This window comes from Bacillus sp. PSXD-155, from assembly GCF_049310765.1.
Classification (GTDB): domain Bacteria; phylum Bacillota; class Bacilli; order Bacillales; family Bacillaceae_G; genus Bacillus_A; species Bacillus_A cereus.
The window spans coordinates 34,775-56,319 of record NZ_JBMOWC010000022.1; the positions used below are offsets into that span (position 1 = coordinate 34,775).

Genomic DNA, 21,545 nt, shown 5'->3' on the forward strand with positions numbered 1-21,545 from the left:
TTGCTTTAATAAAAGAGCATGTTTGAATTTTTTCAAACATGCTTTTTTATCATTTAAGTGTTTTATTTATATACCAACAATTAGACTACACTTTAGCATCCATTATTAAAAAATTATTATCTTTACCTTTTACAAATTTTGAAGTTGAATCTTTATATTCCGCTTACTTAATCCCCCATGGTAACAAACTACAGATTCAATATGTAAATTTAAATACTTCTTCAAAGACTGCCGTGCTTCCATAATATTTAAAGTTGTTGGGGCATGAATTCCTCCTAACACTCCATTCACACTATACATCGAGTCTCCAGCGACAAGAATTTTGCTTTGTTTCAAATATAAACTAATATGACCCGGAGTATGCCCTGGAGTATGAAGAATTAGTATTCCACCGCAATACGGAAGTTCTTGCCCGTCAATCACAGTATCACTCACTTTTCCTTTTGGTCGGTTCTCTATATTTCCGTCCTTCAATAAAGGTAAATCCCCCTCGATATATGGCTTATCTAGTTCGTGCGCATAAACTTTAATATTACTTCGACAGCGCTGCAACAACTCCGGAAGACTACCTATATGATCAATATCCTGATGCGTCAAAATCACGACTTTTAACTTATCAAATGATACCCCAACCTTTTCCATCTCTACTTGTATATCTTCAATTTGTCCTGGGAAACCCGTATCTATTAATACTGCCATTTCATTATCCCATAAAAGAATTGGATGAATAACAAATTCTTGAAATTCAAGTTGTAACATTTCTATCCCTTTAGCGATCTCCATACAGCCATTCTCCTTTATATTAAAGTTTGAAAATATGTACGAGTAAACTGAAAATATAAAGTGAAACTTTAATCAGTGGGGGTTTTACTACCCGGCAAATAGCGTGATAAAGCTCCTCTATCTTATAATATGTTTTGTCATACCAATAGAGAATGCCTCAAACCCTATAGATTCATAGTAAGATTGCAATTTTTCTACACACATAAGTTGTGGAATAACCTTGTTTTGTTCACAGTGCTGGATTAATCGTTCCACTATTTCTTTCCCAATACCAATGGACTGATATTTTGGCAATACACATACACCACAAATAACGCCTGTTATTACTCCATCGGATATAACACGCCCCATCCCAATTAATTGTTCCTCTTTAAATGCATATATTGCATACCAACTATGTTTACACATTTGTTCCAATTCATTAACTGTTAATTTAAGAGAATTCCATCCTAAAGATTCGTATAAGAATAATAATCCATTAAAATCTGTAGGATGTTCACTTGTGTAGCGTATACTATTTTCCATGTCAATACTCCCTATTCTCAGGCTTGTTTTTATTTCATAAAATTTCCTTTACACAAATCTGATCGATGTAAAAATAACTAGAACAAACTTCAATAAGAAAGATAGAATTCCTTCTCAATATAAAATAAAAAGAAGTTATCTCACTTAAGATAACTTCTTTTATATAAGACTCTCATTATATTATCAACCAAAAAATATACAACTGCATACGATTAGCACAAACAAAACTAATAAACCATTTGAGAAATAACCCATTAAATACTACCCCTTTATTAAATTATGTAAAAGATTTTATCATAAAATGATTTACAACTTAATAACTGAAAAAGACATTGTATTCATTAGTTATATATGTTAAGTAATATTTTATTTTCGGGTATATTCTGCTTAACTTAAACCACTTCCCATTCCCTTATACTTAAGTTCTGATAACTTCAGAACAATACATAAAGAAGACCTCAACTTATTGACGTCTTCTTTTCAACTACACTAATAGCTAATTCACGTTTTTTTCGAATATATATAGACCCTTCACTAACAGAGACATATATGAAATGTATTCTCACTACATAAACATCTATAATCTGATTATCAACATCCTTATAACCTTTTAATCTCATCCTCGGTTATTCTAATAGCTTTCTTGTTCGAAAAGATATTTTTAAAAATTCCTACTCCCACAATTAATAAACCTATACCAACTAATTTATTTATTTGTAATGGAATGCTCTCCATTCCAAATAATCCAAATGTATCAATACATAACGCAACGACCAATTGAGTAATAAGACTAATTAGCACCGTATATGCTGGACCTAAACTCTTTATTGCACCCATTATACAAATAATTAACCCGATGCCAAACAGTCCACTTACATAAAACAAATAATTTGCAGTATACACTTTAATGCTAATACTGTTTTCTGTAATGATATAAAATAGAATAGAACTAATGAGACCTATTCCAAGGACACATGTAGTCGTTAACCACTGTCCTACATTTTCATTTACTTTTGCATTAAAAACAGATTGTAAGCTAATTAATATTCCTGCTAATATAGCTAAACTAAATCCAATCAAAATCTTCCTCTCCCTTTCATTGCTCATATATATTATCTTTAGCGACTTCCTTCATTCTAGAAAAATCTTTAATGACAATAACTCCATTACTTTTTTCAATTAATTTTTCATTATAAAATCTTTGTAATACCCGAATTACGTGCCTATAACTTCCCCCTATAAAGTCTGCAATACTCGTTACCGAAGTCGTATCCAAATCCCCTTTGTACATATTTCCGTTACTATCTGTTGAAATTGAAAGTAAATAACTAGCTACACGTACTTCTACAGGATAAAGTAAATTAAGAGCAGTAAAACGAGTCGATATTTTTAACGTGTTCGCAATGTTTTCAAGTAAGAATTTCATAAATATAGGATCATGTAATAACTTGTTTCTAATAACCGTATTAGAAATGGAAATCGCTACAACATCTGAACAAGCTTCAACGACATTATGTGCTTTGCTATTTTGAATTAATTCAATATCACCAACAATTGCGAGTGGATTGATAAAGCGAAGGATTAGTTTCTTCCCTTCAGGTGTAATCGTATAAACTTTTACTTTACCTTTAACAACAAAATATAAACGATCCATTTCGTCATCTATATTGCAAATAAGCTCGCCTTTTTCAAAATGATTTAATTGAAAATATGCTGTATCTATTTCTGAAAAAACCTCGAGCGTTTTATTGATTTTCAAATAATGCGTAATTAAACCTGATCTATTCTCCATATTCATTTCCTCCTTTCATTTACATATTAAATACAACAATACCTATAATCATTACTATTGTTCCCACAATATGATATCTCTCCATCTGTATCTTTTTTATATGAAACAGTCCTTTCATTTCAATAACTGTTGCCGTTAACAATTGAGCAACCATTAGTGTGCCAGCTGTCAATGTAACTCCTAGTGAATATATCGCCATAGTTTCTGCACAAATAATGAATCCACCAAATGCACCCGCTACTAAATATATTTTTTTTACACTCTTTAAATCCGTTACTTTCTCTTCTTTCTTTAACAAAAATACAGTTGTTGCAATAATGAATCCAATTAAATGGGTTATAATACTCGTCGACCATATACCGATATGTGAACTAAGTTTCGCATTAAAGGTTCCTTGAAGTGTTATAAATATCCCCGCAAAAACAGCAAATAGAATACCTTTCAAAAAATCATCTCCTCATCCTTTATTTCTGACTTAATTAAAAACCATCATCCTATAATGGCAAAAGGACAAATGTCACATCACTATGAAAATAACTTGGAATGAAAAAAACACACCTCAAAAATGCGAGATGCGTTTTTTAATTATTTGTATATAATGTTTTATAAATAAAATTACGCTACATTAAAAGATTTCTTTTTCATAACAAACTTTGCAAATAAGAAACGTACAAGCGGTCCCATAATAATTAATTGTAATGGATATGCCATTATGAAATTTTTAATAAAAATCGAAAAATAAATTGAAACAAATGAATCTCCTTGTAGTCCACCATGTAAATGCATCATAGCCATACCGAAAAATGACATAAAGAACACCATTCCGATTACCATAGTTGTCGCCATTGCAACGATAATATTTATTTTCTTAGATTTATCAAATGGCAACATGAATACAATTTTTTTCGCACAAGGTCCAACTATACTTATTTCAATTAATAGCGCAATAATAAAGCCAATTAATAGTTCTAATGCAATCTCTTTAATATAAATTGGTCCTCCTATTTCATTCATTAGTAAATTGTAAAACGTCATTACGATAACCATTCCAAGGCACATCATCATGCCAAATTGGAGGTTTTCTTTTCTTGTTGTTGGCAAATTTCATCATCCTCTCTCTTTGAGTCTTTGTCATTATATCGACATTGGAACCCCCTTCGTAAGTGAACATTTTGTGAACAAATTTAAAACGTTTTCATGTGTTTTCTTTACTTTCAACTCAAATTCTCACTTTTACTTATAAAGGTTTTATATATTTCAATGTTGAATTACTAAATTTAACATTGCATTACATTATTACTAGGAGGATAACCATGAATGAAGCAGAATTTTACGCATATCACATCGTAACAAGGAAAAAAATGCATATTGGACAAATGATTCCTTTTAACAAAAATCAACAAAATACTCTATATCACTTCTTTTTTGAAAGAGAACAATTAAATGCTAATGGTGAAGATGGCATACAAATTTTAAATAATCACTATAAAAATGACGAATTACATATAAATAATGAAAATGCTAAAGTAGTTATGAGTTATATGGATCAAACAATTAGAGCAGTTAGAGAAACAATTGTAGAAATGGTTAGACTACAAGAATTCCCTGAATACCCTTCCAGGTTATCTTGTTTATACGCTTCAAAAAGCTATGAAGATGCTTTAAAATGGAAAGCATTATTTGATTCTTACAATCGAGAAGTTTTACAGATTGTTAAACTACGAGTAATCGGAAGTTCTTTTGAAGGTGACGGGAATCTTTTACCGAAAGAAGATGGTATTCCTTTTTCTCAAAAAATCGAACAAGCTAGAAAGTATTGGAAAGGAAATATTAGAAATGAGCTTCCTGAGCTACTGATTAATGGAGAAATTGAAGTGGTGGAAATTATTGATGACTTTTCCTCAATTCATATTTAATTTCTAACTAAATCATATAGGATGGAGATTACAATGAAGAAAAAAGTATACTTCAATCATGATGGCGGCGTAGATGATTTAATTTCATTATTTTTATTACTTCAAATGGAAAACGTTGAACTTACCGGTGTATCTGTTATCCCAGCAGACTGCTATTTAGAACCCGCAATGTCTGCAAGTCGTAAAATTATTAATCGCTTCAGCAAAGATAATATTGCAGTAGCCGCTTCAAACTCTCGCGGGCAAAACCCGTTTCCGAAAGACTGGCGGATGCATGCATTTTATGTAGATGCTTTACCAATTTTAAATGAGTCTGGAAAAGTTGTAACACCCATGGCAGCAAAGCCTGCACATCACCATTTAATAGAAACACTTCTACAAACGGAAGGAAAAACAACTTTATTATTTACCGGGCCCCTAACTGACCTTGCTCGTGCGTTATATGAAGCTCCCATAATTGAAGATAAAATTGAATGTCTCGTTTGGATGGGTGGTACATTTCTTACAGCAGGCAATGTACATGAACCAGAGCATGATGGAACAGCTGAGTGGAATTCGTTTTGGGACCCTGAAGCAGTAGCTCGTGTATGGGATGCAAAAATTAAAATCGACTTAGTGACACTAGAAAGTACAAACCAAGTTCCGTTAACTATAGACATACGTGAACAGTGGGCAAAAGAACGAAAGTATATTGGTATGGATTTCCTTGGTCAATGCTATGCAATGGTTCCCCCCCTCGTTCACTTCTCAACGAACTCTACCTACTATTTATGGGATGTACTAACTACCGCGCTTGTCGGAAACACTAGCCTTGCAAAAACTGAAACGATTAATAGTATCGTTCATACATACGGACCAAGCCAAGGACGTACAGAGGAAACTGCTAATGGACGACCTGTAAATGTCGTTTACGATGTAAAACATGATACTTTCTTCGAGTATATTACTGAATTAGCAAAGAAAGCTTCTACTTGAATCACTATCTATACGAAAAATAAATAGATTGAAATCACTTCAGACGATGAACCCCCATATTTAGAATTTGGTTGAAACTACATATTTAACTATTGAAAAGAGTATTGAATTAAATTTCAATACTCTTTTTGTGCAATTTAATTATATTGGATTAATGTAGTGTCTTATTGATTATTCATTTCATAACCATTGACAAAATAAGTTATTGTTTCTAACTCATCTTCATTTAATTCTCTATCTAGTTCTTGTTTATACGCTGCCTTTATCTTCTCTTCATCACCTTTATGAGCTTCTGTATAAGTTCCTACTGTTTTTAACATACGAATCTCTTGTAAAAACTCCTCTCGATTTATCGCTTCCCCATGAGAGAGAATATATGTCTCAGCATCAAATTTCTCTAATTCATCTATCAATTTAAACGTTCTTTTCGTCGTATAGTTCCACTTCGAAGAAAAAATATCTGCATATATACAGTCTCCTAAAAATAATATCTTTTCTTCTTTCACGTAAATAACAACTGAATCATGTGCATGATCTCCGCCCACATGTTTTAACACGCATGTCACTTCACCAAGATCTAATTCAATTTGATTCTGGAACGTTAAGGTCGGAGGAATAATGTTAATATTTCTCGCTTTTTCTTCAAACTCTTTTTTTATGCAATCCGCACAAAATGCAATTTCAGTACCCTCTTTTACGCGTGCATCCAACGCTTCATCTGTCCATTCATAAGATACTAGTGACTGCATTTCTTTTTTCGTTTCAATATGCGCAATAGTTAAAGCATTTTGTAATACAGGCAATCCAAAAATATGATCCCAATGCCAATGCGTTAGTGCTACAAAATCAGGATTCGATACATTTTTTTCTTTTAACATTTCTAAAAATAATTGTGCATGTTCTTCTGAATTCCCTGCATCAATCATTAACGTTTTTTCTTGTCCAACGACCATTCCTAAGATAGGTCTATCTGTTTCAGAAACAGGTGTCATATACCAAAATGAGTTTCCTATTTTTTTAATTTGTTGCATAACCAATTCCCCTTTTCATTTTCTCACTTAAATTTAATATATAAATTATAACGAATCACTACTTTTTTCTCTATAATCAAACACAATTACTTGGACTAATCTAACTTTCCTTTTCGTAAGCTAAAAATAAGGGAATAGAATCGGAGTGTGATACTATGGAACGTTTATGGATTCCAATGATTGTAACATTTTTTTCGTTCGGTGGATTACTTTTAGGAGGTGCTGTTGGAGTAGCAACACGCCAACTCATTGAAGAAAAGATGCATCGTTTATACGCATTATGTGGCGGTATTTTGTTTGGGTTATTGTCACTTGAAATTATTCCTGAAACATTTTCAAGCTATGAAATGATTGGACCTATACTTGGTATAGCTATCGGTATTTTAGTTATGGGCTTATTAGATAACTATTGTCACCATCCAATGATACATAAAAAAGATCAACAAGCATGGCAAACCTTTCTTTTTCTCTCTTTCGCTATATTTATTCATAATATACCGAGTGGATTTGCGTTAGGTACAGCTTTTATAAATCATAATGACTCTGCCATTCCCTTTTTAATAGCAATCGTCGTTCACCATATTCCAGAAGGATTAGCTTTAATTATTCCATTTCTTTTTACAAAACATAAATATATTTCCTTTTTATTAACGACTTTATTACTTTCTCTTATTCTCGGTACTGGCACAGTTTTTGGCATTTTGATGGAAGGAAAAGCTCTTCACCTGCAAGGCCTCATTATGGGAAGTGCTATTGGTTCACTTGGATATGTCACAATTCATGAAATGCTTTGGAAAGCTAAGAAACAGCTCTCTTTCCTTACATTTCTAATGTGGGCAACTAGTGGATTTTTATTAATAACAGTATTTACACTATTTACTGGTCATCATTAAAACTAATATATTTTATCATTTGTATATTTTTCCTCTTTCTCCAAAACATAATGTTATCTACCTACTTTTAAGGAGGAACAATTATGTTTGGGAAAACGGCCGGTGAAGCATTAGTTGATTTATTAATTGACTGGGGAGTAGAACACATATACGGTATGCCTGGAGATTCCATCAATTCTATCATTGAAGCTTTAAGAAAAAAACAAGATAAAATTAAATTCATTCAAGTTCGCCATGAAGAAGCTGGTGCATTAGCAGCGGCTGCCTATGCAAAATTAACAGGAAAACTTGGCGTTTGTATGGCAATTGCAGGACCTGGTGCTATTCATTTATTAAATGGTTTATATGATGCGAAACTCGATAAAGCCCCTGTTCTAGCAATTTCAGGTCAAGTAGAAACCGATTTACTTGGAACGGACTTTTTCCAAGAAGTAAATTTAGAAAGAATGTTTGATGATGTTGCGGTTTATAACCAGCGTATTATGTCAGCAGAGCAACTACCTGCCGTAGTGAATCAAGCAATTCGAATGGCTTATACGAAAAAAGGTGTATCCGTTCTTACAATTCCAGATGATGTCCCGAAATTCGAAGTGAAAAATGGTGCTCGTATTACAAATACTTCTTTTACTTTGCCTGAGTTGTTTCCACAAAAAGAAGATTTAGATGGAGCGAAACTCGCAATAAATGAAGCGAAAAAGCCTGTGATTTTAGCTGGAAAAGGAACAAAACATGCGAGAGAATCTTTACTTGCATTGGCAGAACATATTGGTGCTCCAATCGTACTTACATTACCTGCTAAAGGAATTATTCCTGATGAACACCCTCTTTGTATTGGTGGATTAGGATTAATTGGAACGAAACCTTCTTATGAAGCAATGAAGCATGCAGATACTTTAATTATGGTCGGTACTTCTTATCCGTTCACCGGCTTCTTACCTGAAAAAGCAAAAACAATTCATATCGATACAGATCCTGCCCAAATCGGGAAACGTTACGCGACAGATATTGGTTTAGCTGGTGATGCTGATAAAACATTGCGATGGTTAATTGAAAATGTTGAAAAACACACAGACCATTCCTTCTTAGAACATTATCAAGAAATGATGAAAAAGTGGGAAGAAAAATTACACGAGCAAGAAGAAGACTCTTCCATTCCAATTAAACCACAACGCGTTATGCATGCTCTGCAGCAAGTAGCACATGATGATGCAATTCTATCAGTCGATGTCGGAAATGTAACAGTATGGACCGCAAGGCACTTCCGTATGACAAACCAGCAATTTGTCATTTCTAGCTGGCTCGCAACACTTGGTTGCGGTTTACCTGGTGCTCTTGCTGGAAAAATTGCATTCCCAGATAAACAAGTATTTGCAGTTTGTGGTGATGGCGGATTTGGAATGACGATGAATGACTTCGTAACAGCTGTAAAATATAAACTACCAATCGTTGTCGTTGTATTAAACAATAATAAAATTGCGATGATTAAATTCGAGCAAGAAGTTATGGGTAATATCGAATTCGAAACAGATTTAACGAACCCTGATTTTGCAAAATATGCAGAGGCGTGTGGAGGTATTGGATACCGTGTTGAGAATTTAGATGGACTACTTCCCGCTTTCGAAAGTGCAGTAAAACAAAATAAACCGTGTATTATTGATGTAGTTGTAGATGCTAACGAAGCACCAATGCCAGCAAAAATCACATTTGGTCAAGCCGCTGGTTATACGAAGCATATGATAAAAGAATTATTTGAAGAAGGTAAGATTGATTTACCTCCACTTTAAACGAAAAAAGATAGCTGAAAACAATTTGTCTTCAGCTATCTTTTTTTATTTTTGTATCTCTCTATAAAAAGAAAAGTCATTCATAGTATGTTGTACTTAAGACTCATATTTTTTATCAAGAGTCTTTTTATTTAATTTCGCTTCAGTTAATACTATGCATCTAAAAATCTTTATACATCTCGCTAACTATTTTAGTTCTCTAAAGTTCGGATATACTTTATTTTATGAATGTATCGCACATCCACTTATAAAATTTTTCTTTCTCTTCAAATTGTGGATAATGAGCTGATTTTTCAAAAGTAATAAATTGTTTTTGATCTGCTTCTATCGTATCAAAATATGTTTTTGCTGCATGCAATGAAGTGTTATAGTCATATTTCCCCATAAGGAAATAAAACGGTAGCTTCATTTCAATCACCTTAGTAGGCAATGGATTTTTTAAATCCTTTTCTAATAAGACAGTTTGAGAATGTGATAATCCAACGTTATAACGAATTACGTCTAACAAGTTATATTCATTAATGAATAACATACCAACATTATCACTATCTGGATTTTTAATGACTCTTGATGTTCCACCATATTTCGCAACATAATTTCGCGGAGTGTATGTATCACCATTTTTGATTTTTTCAGTTAGCCCTTTTAAATAGGAAACTTCATCTTCATTTCCTGCATTTTTCGCTTGGTCAATTACAAAATTTAAACTATCCATCTCACTTTCTACTGTATCACTCATTTGTCCTATCCCAACATATGCTTCATATTTTTCAGGAGCTTTATAGGCCGCTTGCATTCCAATATATGTATCGTAAGAATGGCCAATTAATATTACCTTTTCTTTGCCGAGACGTTTTGAAACATAATCTGTCATTGCTAATAAATCCTCTACGAGTAAGTCTGATGAAAGATTCGAATAATCTTCAAAGAAATGATACGATTTCCCACTTGCTCTTTGATCGTAATTAACAATCGTGAATTTCTCTTCCAATAAATCCTGATATTTTTGAGCATATGGTATTTCTGAAGAGCCTGGCCCACCATGGACAAAGATGATAACTGGATTCCGCTTATCTTTGCCGCGTATCATAATTTCATGATCACTTCCATTTATCTCTACTTGTACTGTTGTTTCCCTTTATTTGCGAGGTCCATTTAGGAAATATTAGTGCTACAATTAGTAATAGTATAGTGATGACTCCAATAAGTTTTATTACTTTCTTATTTTCTTCATAAGACATTTCCTTTCTTTTTAATTTATAAAAATATTAATTTGTTTGTACATTATTAGTCTCCCATACACTTCTTAACTTTTCGTTACATAAAACCTTAACGTTTTCTTAATTTTCTATATATTTATTACAGAAAGATTAAAAACATCTCACATACACATTTTTATAAAAACAAATAAAAAAGAGCCCTTGTTTTTAAACAAGGACTCTTTTCATAAACTATTTAGCTACCTCTTCTTTCGGCATTACCATACCTTTATAAAGTTGAACAGTTATCCAGTAATAAATGAAATAAATGACTAAGAAAATTCCTATTGGCACCCACACTTTCACAAACGGGTCAACTAATATAAAGCTAAATAAGTTAAGCCCTACTAAAACGTGAGAAATGCCAATGATCGCTGGGAAGATAAATAAATATGAAATTTCTTTATATATACTTTTCGTTAACATACTGCGTCTCACACCAATTTTTCGTAACATTTCATAACGGCGTACGTCGCGAGAAGCACCTGTTAATATTTTGAACATAAGGGAACTTGCCATCATTGCTAAAAAGGCAATTCCGAGGAAAAATCCCATAAACATTGTTCCGCTCATGAAGCTGTTCATAAACTGATAAATTGTCATTTTCGTAAATAAGTCTACCTTTTCACCTGTTGCTTTTTCAATTTGTGCTTTTTGTCTCTTGTCTATTTCGATCAATAACGGTTTATATTTTTTCATATCATCTACTTTTGCTAATGTTACAGTGTGTTCTGTTCCTTGAATTCCTTTATAATGCTCTTCGTCTGCAATTCTTACTGGTTTTCCGCTAAATTGATTATGCGTAATTTGTATCTCTCTTACAACTGCGTCTTCCCAATCCTTTGGCATTTGAGGGAATTTTGCTAATTCAGGAGCCTCTAAAGCTGAATATACAGGTTCAGTTAAAGGTTCAGTCACACGTTTACGAACAGGCTCTTTTAACGTTTTTGTATCAAAATGGTCTGAAACAAGTGGTGGTTTCGCAGTTAAGTCGTTACGTAAATAATAAACCGCTTCTCCATCTACTTTATAGTTGTACTTGCTTTCTTCAACAATTTCCATTTCTTTTAAGGCAGCTTTGTCTTGATCATTCGGATCATGAATTACAACATCATATACACGAGAAAAGTCTGTCATAATACCTACATTTTTTTGGAAAGCCATACCTGCCGTCATCGCACCTGCGCCTAATGCAATTAACATTGCTACAGTACCTAATACTCTCGATAAACTATTTACTCGAAAGCGTAGCTGTGCATATGTAAAACTATTTAAGCCCGTTTCATTTCGTTTTTTATTCCCCTTAATTTTCATCACAAAAAACGGGAGTAATGAACTAAAGATAAAATATGTTCCAAGTGTTGTAACGATGGTTGCTATAATAAAACCTAATTCAGCATATATTTTTACATTGATCATAAAATAGTACCCTGTACTTATTAGTAATACACCAAGTACTGTCATTATAATAATGCGAGTTTTACTTTTCTTCACTTCATCTAGTGTTTCATCTTCACGAATTAACTCTAGTTCAGTTTTACGTAACAATCGGACACTGTTCATTAAGCCAGTAATGAAAAATAGTATTAAGAAGAAAATAGCTGTAACTAAAATTGCTGGTGTGTATACAGATGCATAACTACCTTTTGCTGAAATTTCCATTCCATTCATTAAAAAGTTTCCTGCTACACTTGCAAGTAACATCCCTACTAAAATACCGATAATAATACTGACAATACCCATACCGAATGTTTCAATAAATAATAACTGTGCTACTTTTTTCTTTTTTGCACCAAGCATCATGTACATACCGAGTTCTTTTCTTCTTAACGTGAGTAAGAAAGAGTTGGCATATATAATATAAAATACAGTAATGAAAGATAATAGTATTGCACCTACCCAAAAGACGAGTCTAATACTACTAATTAGGCTATTATCTTTCGTAAATTCACTATTCATCGCCATCGTTTGGAACATGTAGAAAATACTAATACTAATAACTAGGCCAATAAGTAAAACCATATAATCTTTTAACATCTTTTTCATACTATGACGTGATAATTTAAATAACATAGTTTCGCCCCCTACTTAGACTCAGCAGCTGAGCCCATATGAGCGAGCACACCTAAAATGTCTTGATAGAAATTCTCTCGAGTGCCTTGACGATTTAATTCTTTATAAAGAAGACCATCTTGAATAAATAAAATACGCTCACAATAACTTGCACTAAATGCATCGTGTGTAACCATTAAAATACTTACATTATGATTTTCATGTAAATCTTGCATCGCTTCTAATAAACTTTTTGCATTTTTACTATCAAGCGCGCCTGTCGGTTCATCTGCTAATACAATTGCTGGATTATGTACTAAAGCTCTTGCCGCCGCTGTTCTTTGCTTTTGTCCCCCAGAAACAGCCGTCGGATATTTTGTTAAAATTTCAGTGATGCCTAATTTCTTCGCAACGTCATTTACCTTTCCAGTAATCTCACTTGATGGGACGCCTTGCAAAGAAAGTGGTAAAGCGATATTTTCATAAATTGATAAATTTTCTAGTAAGTTAAAATCTTGAAAGATAAAACCTAATTTTTGAGATCGAAAATCTGATAATGCATTACCTTTCATAGAAGTAATATTTGTACCAGCTATCGTCACACTACCACCTGTCGCCTGGTCAAGTGTACTTATCACATTAAGTAATGTCGTTTTTCCAGATCCAGAAGGCCCCATGATCCCGACAAATTCTCCTTCTTTAATACTTAACGATACGCCTCTTAATGCTTTTGACTGATTCTCATTTCTTTTCCCATACGTTTTTTCTACACTTTCTACAGTAACTACATTTGTTGACATCTCTTTCACTCCATCCCTTTTGTATAAAATCAATTTCTCACATATTTCTTATTATTTTGTCATGTAAATTCTTAAGAATTTTTTAATTATTCATCCAATAAGATTTACACCCTTAACATGATCCTATTTCCTACTTCATATTCTCATTTTTCTACAACTCGTTCCCTCGATTTCGCTTACATTTACCTTACATTTTTGTAAGATAAAAAAAGAAAACACACTAATTTCTAATAGTGTGTTTTCTTTACAATCAATATTTTCTATTCTTTATTTCTTCTTCAATACTTGCCACAAATACATCTAGCGCAACAACTTCTGACTTCTCTTCTCCATATTTACGTACATTTACAGCTCCGTTTTCCATTTCCTTATCCCCAATAACAAGAACATACGGTACTTTTTGCATTTGTGCTTCTCTTATTTTATATCCTAATTTTTCATCTCGTGCATCTTGTTCAACACGAACGCCAGCTTGTGCTAATTTAAGTGTAATCTCATTGGCATATTGTTCATGTACTGCATTTGAAACTGGAATTACTTTCACTTGAACTGGTGCCACCCATGCCGGGAACGCCCCTCCAAAGTGCTCAATTAATATTGCTAAGAAGCAATCTAATGACCCTAAAACTGCCCTGTGAATAACAACTGGTCTTTTCTTTTCATTATTTTCATCTATATAATTTAAATCAAATTTCTCTGGCATTTGGAAATCAAGCTGGATTGTTCCGCACTGGTGACTTCTATTTAAAGCATCTTTAATATGAAAATCAATTTTCGGCCCGTAAAATGCACTGTCACCTTCATTTAGTCTATATTTATAATTTAGCGATTGTAATACATTTTCTAATGCTGCTTCTGCTTGCTCCCATAATTTATCGTCACCCATTGAATCTTCTGGACGAGTAGAAAGCTCTACTTCATATTCGAATCCAAAAGTTTTATATACGTAATCAATTTGCGCCATTACGGATTTGATTTCATTTTCAATTTGTTTTGGAGTTACAAATAAATGTGCATCATCTTGGCAGAAAGTACGTACTCTTAATAATCCGTTTAACGCACCACTAAATTCATGGCGATGTACTTGACCGAATTCACACATACGAATCGGTAATTCACGATAAGAATGCAATTTATTTTTAAACATAAGCATGTGCCCTGGACAGTTCATCGGTTTTAATGCAAAACTTTTATTATCTACTTCAGAGAAATACATATTATCTTTATAATGTCCCCAGTGCCCTGATTTCTCCCATACTTCTTGGTTCATCATGAACGGAGTGCGTACTTCTTGATAATTGTACTCTTTTTGAATTTCTCTTAAAAATGCTTCCAATTCGTTACGAATCATTTGTCCTTTCGGTAAATAAAACGGCATTCCCGGAGCCTCTTCAGAAAACATAAATAACTCAAGCTCATTGCCTAACTTACGATGATTTCTTTTTGCTGCTTCTTCAACGAAATGTAAATACTCTTCTAATTCTTTTTGAGAAGAGAATGCAACACCATATATGCGCTGAAGCACTTGGTTATTACTATCACCTCGCCAATATGCACCGGAAACGTGAGTTAATTGAAATGCTTTCAAATAACCTGTTGATGGTAAATGTGGCCCTCTACATAAATCTACAAATTCACCTTGTTTATATAGTGTTACACTTTCCCCACTAGGAATTGCTTCTAAAAGTTCTAATTTCAAGCGATCGTTCATTTCTTGAAACAGTTTTGCTGCTTCTTCTCGAGAGACCTCAACTCGTTCTATCTTTATATTTTCATTTATAATCTTTTTCATTTCTTTTTCGATTTTTCGTAAATCTTCTATGTTTACACTACTTGGAAGATCCATATCATAATAAAATCCATTTTCAATAACAGGCCCCACCCCAAGATTTATATCACCATACATTCTTTTTACAGCTTGCGCTAAAATATGTGCCGCAGAGTGTCTTGCAATTTCTACACCTTCATTTGAATCTATAGTAATGATTTCTACTTCCGCATTTTCTTCAATATTTCGGCGTAAATCATATAACCCATCATTCACTTTCCCCGCGACTGCTTTCTTTTTCAAACTACTGCTAATGGATCCCGCAATTTCTTCTAAAGTAATTCCTTTTACAAATTCTTTCACGCTACCATCTGGAAATTTAATTTCAATCATTTGTTCTTTCATTTTTCATCTCTCCATTTCATAATAAAAAGCACACTCATCCCTAAAATAGGGACGAGCGTGCTTATACCCGTGGTTCCACCCAGATTCCCATCACAAAATGCAATGGCTTCTTTTACGGTAACGTCGTTTATACGGCACTAGATACTTAATTTCCCCAGTGCAGCTCTAAGGTGGTAAGTTATTTTTCTGCGTTAGGAAGTTCTCAGCTTTCCTTCCTTCTCTGTATAACCGGGTAAAATAACTCGTGTCCTTTTCTTCGCTTATTATGAAATTGAATGCAAAAAAGCATATTCATCCCTAAATATAGGGACGAATATGCTTATATCCGTGGTTCCACCCAGATTCCCATCACAAAAAACATAATGGCTTCTTTTGCGATAACGTCGCATACACGGCACTAGATACTTAATTTCCCTAGTGCAGCTCTAAGGTGGTAAGTTATTTTTCTGCGTTAGGAAGTTCTCAGCTTTCCTTCCTTCTCTGTATAACCGGGTAAAATAACTCGTGTCCTTTTCTTTGCTTTTTGTAAAACATCCATTTATTGTTATTTAATATATCTTATTCATTTTATTTTTGCAAGTGTTTAAAAAAATTATTTATTTAATTAAAAAAGTGAAACCAAATTTTTTTGGTTTCACTTCACAATTTTACCAATCTTGTGGTTCGTAATTTAAGTCTGCAAATAGACGTCTTTTCTCTTTCTTCGTTAAATCTCTCCACTGCCCAACTGGTAAATTATTCAATTCGATATTCATAATTCTCGTACGTTTTAACGTGTATACTTGATAACCTAAAGCTTCACACATACGGCGAATTTGACGATTTAGCCCTTGTGTTAAAATAATTTGGAACTCATATTTTGATAACTGTGTAACCTCACAAGGAAGCGTTTTTGTTCCTAAAATTTTAACACCCGCTGCCATTTTCTCTAAGAAATCAGGTGTAATTGGCTTATCTACTGAAACGATATATTCTTTCTCATGTTTGTTTTCAGCACGTAAAATTTCATTAACAATATCACCATCATTCGTTAATAAAATTAAACCGTCTGAGTCTTTATCAAGACGTCCAATGTGACTAATTCGTAAAGGATGGTTCACTAAATCGATAATATTACCTTTTACAGCTTTTTCACTCGTACATGTAATACCTACTGGTTTATTTAAAGCGATATATACGTGATCTCGAGCAATTCGAAGCTGCTCTCCATTTACTCGTACATCATCACCTGGATTTACTTGGTCACCAATTTTTGCAACCTTACCGTTAATAATTACTCTTCTCTCATTAATTAGTTTATCCGCTCCACGTCGAGACGCTTTTCCAGCTTCACTAATAAATTTATTAATACGCAAATTAGGCACATCCTTTTCTAAAAAAAATTTCAAGCTCACACTGCTTCTACCGTACAATACAAAAGGGTAAGCCTCCTATTATAACTTAAATATATTAACATGAAAGGGTATATAACGTCTTCTATTAATTGCTTGTTTATAAGAAAATATCGTTATTATACAATCATTTATGCACTTTTTCAGCGTTTAATATACAAGCCATTCTTCCTTACATACAGCTTGTTTTCCTTGTATCTTTTCTATATCTTCATGAATATTAGCTAATTTATATAAATCTGGGAAAATCTCTTCCACATAATGTTGGTGCGCTATTTCATCTTTCCAATACGTTAACACTATGTAACGATTTTCATTTTTTAAAGACTTCCCAACTACCCCACCTAGCATTCCTTTTGCTTTTTCCATTCCTTTATTCCAAATTGTTTCTTGCTTATGTAAAAAATGCTTTTCCTTTTCCAACTTTACATCACATATAGCAACTCTTACGAATGCTCCCTCTATTACAACGTCTTTCAAATGCATATCAGTTATATCATACAACGTTTGAAATAATTCAATTTCACATGAAAGAAACGTATCCTCTTGATTACTATTTAAATAAATTGTATCGTGAGCACCATTCATAAATGATTGATATACACTTCTATCTTCCCATAAAGTAAATACACATGCCTCATCTTCATTCCATCCACCAAATTGTCCATGAAAACCATCTAGGTGCTGTATATCACGCCATTTTTCTTGCGCATTTGAAAACAATTCCTTTTTCTCTTCTTCCACCTTACAGTAGATTGTTTTTAGTAACATTTTTAATTCCCCCTTATGATCCGATACATTTCCCACTCGCCATACTTTCTATTTTTCCATATACACAAACGTTAATTTATTTTGTTATCAACTCCATTACTTATTCAAAGTTTGATGCCCTCCGTAAATGTTGTAAGTTGATTATTGGAATACTTACCGTGTAAAAATACATCTAAAATATAAAAATTAAAATCTCTTGATTTGCTTTCTTCCCCTGTTTATAGTTTACATAACATTATTATATATTACTTATTATCTATATCATTCAATAAAACATATTATTTTATTCTATACGCATAATAATTTTAATTCAAACAATTCAGAATTAAAATCCAAAAAAGATAGAAAGTAAACAATCTTACATTATCATCTACTCCCTATCCCTTTTATCATCAATTATTTTTCAAATAAATAATACGTAATGTCTCCTGGATAATGTACTACTGCTACCTTCCGCTCCCCTTTTTTAAAACTAACAGTATGCCCGTTTTCCCCTAAGTTCTCCCATCCACTCGCCTTTGTAATTGGCATTACACTTATATATTGATAGTCCTCTTCCTTGTCATCGTTAATATAGATTGCTGACATTGGTACTGGAAAACCATTAATTTTAGATTCTTTATTCATAAATATGAATGCAATTACACCAACTAATAACATAGCCATTGAAATACTTGAAACTAGTTTTCTTCTATTCATTTTCACTAAAAACCCTCTTTTCTCACATATAACTTTCATCATTTTACTAACTTTAATTATTTATGTATAGAAAAGATATAATTTAAATCATTTCCAACCTATTTTCTCTACTCCAAACAACATTATTGTTATATATTATAATTATAAGTTTTTAAATTTTGGAGGCGTTACATATTGCAGAAATTACTTTTTACTAAATGGACAGTTATTATTTCTATTTTCATCATTTTCAGTACAATTTTCTACGTTACTAATGTTAAAAATAACAACGAAAAAGCACCTGTAGAAACAGCGGATACAAAAACTTTCAAAACGAAATTACAACCTAAAATTAATGAATTGACTACTACTTATAATAACATCATCGAAAAAGATTGGTTGCCTGCCTGGGAAGAGATTAACACGAATGGAGATTCAGTAGATCGAAATAAACTATTAGTTACAATGAATGCCGTTTCCAAGCGGTATGAAACAATTATGAACGAAATAGACACGCTTAAAATTGAAGAAAACATAACAAATATAGATATACAAAAACAACTACTTCAATTCACAAATCAGTTTAAATCCGCATCAAATTTCATGAAAAATGCAGCAAATTTGATTATAGACGGAGCAAATAACTCTACTCCAACCAATGAAACTATTGAAAAAACAAAACAAGCTTTAGGACTTGCGGATCAACATATTGTCATTGCTTTATCTACTTTAAATGAAGTTGAAGATAAATTAGGACTTACAAAAAAATAAAACTATTTACTATTTTAAAATAAAAAATGATTGCAATTCACAATTTGTATGTCTATAATGTTTTTATTGATTTACAATCAATGTGTTTGTAAATTTTATAATTCGGATGAACCATTCAGGAGAAGGTCTATTGATCTACCGACGGGGCAAAAAGTTGTTATACCAACTTTGAAACTCTCAGGTCTTGGTTACAAGTAGAACTGCATGGGGACGAATCTCTGGAGAGACTCCCTCTCGCTTTTATAGAGCGCGGAGGAAAACGAGCACCGAAGGAGCAAATCCGCTACTTTAGCGGATAATCTCTCAGGTAAAAGGACAGAGACAAGCGAAAGAAAAAGCCGATTGTATCGGTTTATTTTTCTATCCCTTGTTTCTCCAGAGACCATTTCATTTACTTGAAGTGGTTTTTATTTTTTCTAAAAAAGGAGAATAAAGATGGAGACAGTAAGTAAAGTATTAGAACAAATGAATCAATACGTGTGGGGATTACCAACTTTGTTGCTACTCGTTGGAACAGGTATCATTCTCACAGTGCGTTTGAAAGGTTTACAGTTTAGTAAACTATTATACGCTCACAAACTAGCTTTTAAAAAATCAGAAGATACTTCTTCTTCTGGAGATATTAGTCATTTCCAAGCACTTATGACAGCTATGGCCGCAACGATTGGTATGGGAAATATAGCTGGCGTTGCAACAGCTGTTACTATAGGTGGACCTGGTGCAATATTTTGGATGTGGATTACCGCATTGTTCGGTATGGCAACAAAGTATGCTGAAGCAATACTTGCAGTGAAATACCGTGTTAGTAATGAAAATGGTGAATATTCAGGTGGGCCAATGTATTATTTAGAACGTGGTTTAGGTAAGAAATGGCTAGCAGTATTATTCGCTATATTCGGTACAACTGCTTCTTTCGGTATTGGTAATATGGTGCAATCTAATTCAGTTGCAGAGGCAATGCGAATTAATTTCTCTTTCCCTCCTGCTTTAACTGGTATACTAATGGCATTTTTAATCGCAATTGTTATTTTAGGCGGTGTAAAAAAAATTGGGAAAGTGACGGGATATGTCGTTCCTATTAAAGCTTTCTTTTATATAATTGCTGGTCTTATAATTATTTTCTATCACTACGACCAAATTCCTGAAGCATTTTCACTTATTTTTTCTGGTGCATTTAATGGTACAGCAGCTGCTGGTGGTTTTATTGGGGCAACAGTTGCATCAGCTATTCAAATCGGAATGGCGCGTGGTGTATTTGCGAACGAAGCTGGTTTAGGGAGTGCACCAATTGCTGCTGCGGCTGCAAAAACTGATTCCCCTGCAAAACAAGCTTTAGTTTCAATGACTGGTACTTTTCTAGATACGTTTATTGTATGTACAATTACAGGACTAGTATTAATTACTACAGGTGCTTGGAAATCTGGTAAAACTGGCGTTGAAGCTACAACACTTGCATTCCAATCTGTATTTGGTACTGCTGGTAGTATGATTCTCGGTATCGCAATTATTTTATTTGCCTACTCTACTATTTTAGGCTGGTCGTATTATGGAGAAAAATGTGTAGCTTATTTATTCGGAGAAAGTGCTGTTAAATATTATAAAGCAATCTTTATCGTCATGATTGCAATTGGTGCTAATTTAAAGCTAGGAATCGTATGGACATTTGCTGATATTGCAAATGGACTTATGGCCATTCCAAACTTAATTGGTCTAATTGGATTAAGTAGTATTGTTGTTGCTGAAACGAATCGCTTTTTACAAGCAGAGAAATTGAAAGAAAATAATAAAAAACAGGCAAGTTAATCTATGAAAAAAGGAATGACTCATACATGATGGGCATTCCTTTTTTCATCCCCTCTTTTACTTAATTACTATCATTAAAAATATATTTATATCAATGTTTACTCCTTTTTATTCCTCCAAAAGTTTTTCACATAAATGTCATAAATCG

The 21,545-nt window shown here is 33.1% G+C and carries 19 protein-coding genes, 1 pseudogene, 1 riboswitch and 2 other annotated features; of the genes and pseudogenes, 6 read left to right on the top strand and 14 right to left on the bottom strand.

Features of this window, described 5'->3' with window-relative positions:
- Window positions 1-129: 129 nt before the first annotated feature.
- The 6 genes from ACO6VI_RS21425 to ACO6VI_RS21450 all read right to left on the bottom strand — a co-directional run bounded on the left by ACO6VI_RS21425 (window position 130) and on the right by ACO6VI_RS21450 (window position 4,201).
- Entirely contained in the window at window positions 130-783 is a 654-nt protein-coding gene (locus ACO6VI_RS21425; RefSeq protein WP_088020952.1) for an MBL fold metallo-hydrolase, read from the bottom strand.
- 117 nt (window positions 784-900) lie between these two features.
- Complete coding sequence (locus ACO6VI_RS21430; protein WP_071730175.1) at window positions 901-1,308, bottom strand: GNAT family N-acetyltransferase; 408 nt, start codon at window positions 1,306-1,308, stop codon at window positions 901-903.
- 600 nt (window positions 1,309-1,908) lie between these two features.
- A complete protein-coding gene (locus ACO6VI_RS21435) occupies window positions 1,909-2,388 on the bottom strand; it encodes a DMT family transporter (protein ID WP_098033920.1) in 480 nt (159 codons plus the stop codon).
- Between the two features lie 16 nt (window positions 2,389-2,404).
- Entirely contained in the window at window positions 2,405-3,100 is a 696-nt protein-coding gene (locus ACO6VI_RS21440; RefSeq protein ID WP_141435986.1) for a Crp/Fnr family transcriptional regulator, read from the bottom strand.
- Window positions 3,101-3,119: 19 nt separating this feature from the next.
- The gene (locus tag ACO6VI_RS21445; RefSeq protein ID WP_000676258.1) at window positions 3,120-3,545 is read right to left on the bottom strand and encodes a DMT family transporter; all 426 of its coding nucleotides are present in this window, start codon (window positions 3,543-3,545) and stop codon (window positions 3,120-3,122) included.
- A 170-nt stretch (window positions 3,546-3,715) separates the two neighbouring features.
- On the bottom strand, window positions 3,716-4,201 hold the full coding sequence (locus ACO6VI_RS21450; protein ID WP_001143402.1) for a hypothetical protein: 486 nt from the start codon (window positions 4,199-4,201) through the stop codon (window positions 3,716-3,718).
- 212 nt (window positions 4,202-4,413) lie between these two features.
- Here ACO6VI_RS21450 and ACO6VI_RS21455 point away from each other — a divergent pair, with 212 nt between their 5' ends.
- Together ACO6VI_RS21455 and ACO6VI_RS21460 are read left to right on the top strand one after the other, a co-directional pair.
- On the top strand, window positions 4,414-5,016 hold the full coding sequence (locus ACO6VI_RS21455; protein ID WP_088020950.1) for a DUF2441 domain-containing protein: 603 nt from the start codon (window positions 4,414-4,416) through the stop codon (window positions 5,014-5,016).
- Window positions 5,017-5,037: 21 nt separating this feature from the next.
- The gene (locus ACO6VI_RS21460; RefSeq protein WP_140157196.1) at window positions 5,038-5,991 is read left to right on the top strand and encodes a nucleoside hydrolase; all 954 of its coding nucleotides are present in this window, start codon (window positions 5,038-5,040) and stop codon (window positions 5,989-5,991) included.
- Window positions 5,992-6,155: 164 nt separating this feature from the next.
- Here the strand turns inward: ACO6VI_RS21460 and ACO6VI_RS21465 are convergent, their stop codons facing one another.
- On the bottom strand, window positions 6,156-7,022 hold the full coding sequence (locus ACO6VI_RS21465; RefSeq protein WP_088020948.1) for an MBL fold metallo-hydrolase: 867 nt from the start codon (window positions 7,020-7,022) through the stop codon (window positions 6,156-6,158).
- Between the two features lie 155 nt (window positions 7,023-7,177).
- On the opposite strand from ACO6VI_RS21465, the gene ACO6VI_RS21470 reads away from it, so the two are divergent.
- Both ACO6VI_RS21470 and ACO6VI_RS21475 read left to right on the top strand, forming a co-directional pair.
- On the top strand, window positions 7,178-7,915 hold the full coding sequence (locus tag ACO6VI_RS21470; RefSeq protein WP_161520157.1) for a ZIP family metal transporter: 738 nt from the start codon (window positions 7,178-7,180) through the stop codon (window positions 7,913-7,915).
- A gap of 83 nt (window positions 7,916-7,998) precedes the next feature.
- Window positions 7,999-9,699: a pyruvate oxidase gene (locus ACO6VI_RS21475; protein WP_063547192.1), complete on the top strand. Its 1,701-nt coding sequence runs from the start codon at window positions 7,999-8,001 to the stop codon at window positions 9,697-9,699.
- Window positions 9,700-9,916: 217 nt separating this feature from the next.
- On the opposite strand, the pseudogene ACO6VI_RS21480 reads toward ACO6VI_RS21475, so the two are convergent.
- From ACO6VI_RS21480 to ACO6VI_RS21510, 7 genes and pseudogenes are all read right to left on the bottom strand, one after another.
- Window positions 9,917-10,940: pseudogene (locus tag ACO6VI_RS21480) on the bottom strand (alpha/beta hydrolase).
- Window positions 10,941-11,150: 210 nt separating this feature from the next.
- Complete coding sequence (locus ACO6VI_RS21485; protein WP_097911760.1) at window positions 11,151-13,031, bottom strand: FtsX-like permease family protein; 1,881 nt, start codon at window positions 13,029-13,031, stop codon at window positions 11,151-11,153.
- An 11-nt stretch (window positions 13,032-13,042) separates the two neighbouring features.
- Entirely contained in the window at window positions 13,043-13,810 is a 768-nt protein-coding gene (locus tag ACO6VI_RS21490) for an ABC transporter ATP-binding protein (protein WP_000106426.1), read from the bottom strand.
- A gap of 250 nt (window positions 13,811-14,060) precedes the next feature.
- Window positions 14,061-15,983, bottom strand: coding sequence for a threonine--tRNA ligase (gene thrS, locus ACO6VI_RS21495; protein ID WP_422424030.1), 1,923 nt, complete (start codon window positions 15,981-15,983; stop codon window positions 14,061-14,063).
- 44 nt (window positions 15,984-16,027) lie between these two features.
- Window positions 16,028-16,249: a binding site (T-box leader), on the bottom strand.
- A 36-nt stretch (window positions 16,250-16,285) separates the two neighbouring features.
- Window positions 16,286-16,509 (bottom strand) — a binding site (T-box leader).
- 121 nt (window positions 16,510-16,630) lie between these two features.
- Window positions 16,631-17,338: a 23S rRNA pseudouridine(2604) synthase RluF gene (rluF, locus tag ACO6VI_RS21500; RefSeq protein ID WP_001222162.1), complete on the bottom strand. Its 708-nt coding sequence runs from the start codon at window positions 17,336-17,338 to the stop codon at window positions 16,631-16,633.
- A gap of 186 nt (window positions 17,339-17,524) precedes the next feature.
- Window positions 17,525-18,145 (bottom strand): YdbC family protein, encoded by a 621-nt coding sequence (locus tag ACO6VI_RS21505; protein WP_000925163.1) that lies wholly within the window; start codon window positions 18,143-18,145, stop codon window positions 17,525-17,527.
- A gap of 396 nt (window positions 18,146-18,541) precedes the next feature.
- Window positions 18,542-18,886 carry a hypothetical protein gene (locus tag ACO6VI_RS21510; protein WP_141505491.1) on the bottom strand — a complete coding sequence of 115 codons (345 nt, stop codon included), beginning with the start codon at window positions 18,884-18,886 and terminating at the stop codon, window positions 18,542-18,544.
- A 132-nt stretch (window positions 18,887-19,018) separates the two neighbouring features.
- Here ACO6VI_RS21510 and ACO6VI_RS21515 point away from each other — a divergent pair, with 132 nt between their 5' ends.
- Together ACO6VI_RS21515 and ACO6VI_RS21520 are read left to right on the top strand one after the other, a co-directional pair.
- The gene (locus ACO6VI_RS21515; RefSeq protein ID WP_097911767.1) at window positions 19,019-19,594 is read left to right on the top strand and encodes a hypothetical protein; all 576 of its coding nucleotides are present in this window, start codon (window positions 19,019-19,021) and stop codon (window positions 19,592-19,594) included.
- A gap of 208 nt (window positions 19,595-19,802) precedes the next feature.
- A riboswitch (glycine riboswitch) is annotated at window positions 19,803-19,923 on the top strand.
- A 106-nt stretch (window positions 19,924-20,029) separates the two neighbouring features.
- Window positions 20,030-21,397, top strand: a complete 1,368-nt coding sequence (locus tag ACO6VI_RS21520) for an alanine/glycine:cation symporter family protein (RefSeq protein WP_078993340.1) — start codon at window positions 20,030-20,032, stop codon at window positions 21,395-21,397.
- The last annotated feature ends 148 nt before the right edge of the window (window positions 21,398-21,545 follow it).

Coding starts and splice junctions, on each gene's coding strand:
- ACO6VI_RS21460 (WP_140157196.1), top strand. CDS start 5,038: ATGGAGATTACAATGAAGAAAAAAGTATACTTCAATCATGATGGCGGC.
- ACO6VI_RS21490 (WP_000106426.1), bottom strand. CDS start 13,810: ATGTCAACAAATGTAGTTACTGTAGAAAGTGTAGAAAAAACGTATGGG.
- ACO6VI_RS21510 (WP_141505491.1), bottom strand. CDS start 18,886: ATGATGAAAGTTATATGTGAGAAAAGAGGGTTTTTAGTGAAAATGAAT.
- ACO6VI_RS21440 (WP_141435986.1), bottom strand. CDS start 3,100: ATGGAGAATAGATCAGGTTTAATTACGCATTATTTGAAAATCAATAAA.
- ACO6VI_RS21520 (WP_078993340.1), top strand. CDS start 20,030: ATGGAGACAGTAAGTAAAGTATTAGAACAAATGAATCAATACGTGTGG.
- ACO6VI_RS21505 (WP_000925163.1), bottom strand. CDS start 18,145: ATGTTACTAAAAACAATCTACTGTAAGGTGGAAGAAGAGAAAAAGGAA.
- ACO6VI_RS21475 (WP_063547192.1), top strand. CDS start 7,999: ATGTTTGGGAAAACGGCCGGTGAAGCATTAGTTGATTTATTAATTGAC.
- ACO6VI_RS21455 (WP_088020950.1), top strand. CDS start 4,414: ATGAATGAAGCAGAATTTTACGCATATCACATCGTAACAAGGAAAAAA.
- ACO6VI_RS21485 (WP_097911760.1), bottom strand. CDS start 13,031: ATGTTATTTAAATTATCACGTCATAGTATGAAAAAGATGTTAAAAGAT.
- ACO6VI_RS21425 (WP_088020952.1), bottom strand. CDS start 783: ATGGAGATCGCTAAAGGGATAGAAATGTTACAACTTGAATTTCAAGAA.
- ACO6VI_RS21430 (WP_071730175.1), bottom strand. CDS start 1,308: ATGGAAAATAGTATACGCTACACAAGTGAACATCCTACAGATTTTAAT.
- ACO6VI_RS21470 (WP_161520157.1), top strand. CDS start 7,178: ATGGAACGTTTATGGATTCCAATGATTGTAACATTTTTTTCGTTCGGT.
- ACO6VI_RS21465 (WP_088020948.1), bottom strand. CDS start 7,022: ATGCAACAAATTAAAAAAATAGGAAACTCATTTTGGTATATGACACCT.
- thrS (WP_422424030.1), bottom strand. CDS start 15,983: ATGAAAGAACAAATGATTGAAATTAAATTTCCAGATGGTAGCGTGAAA.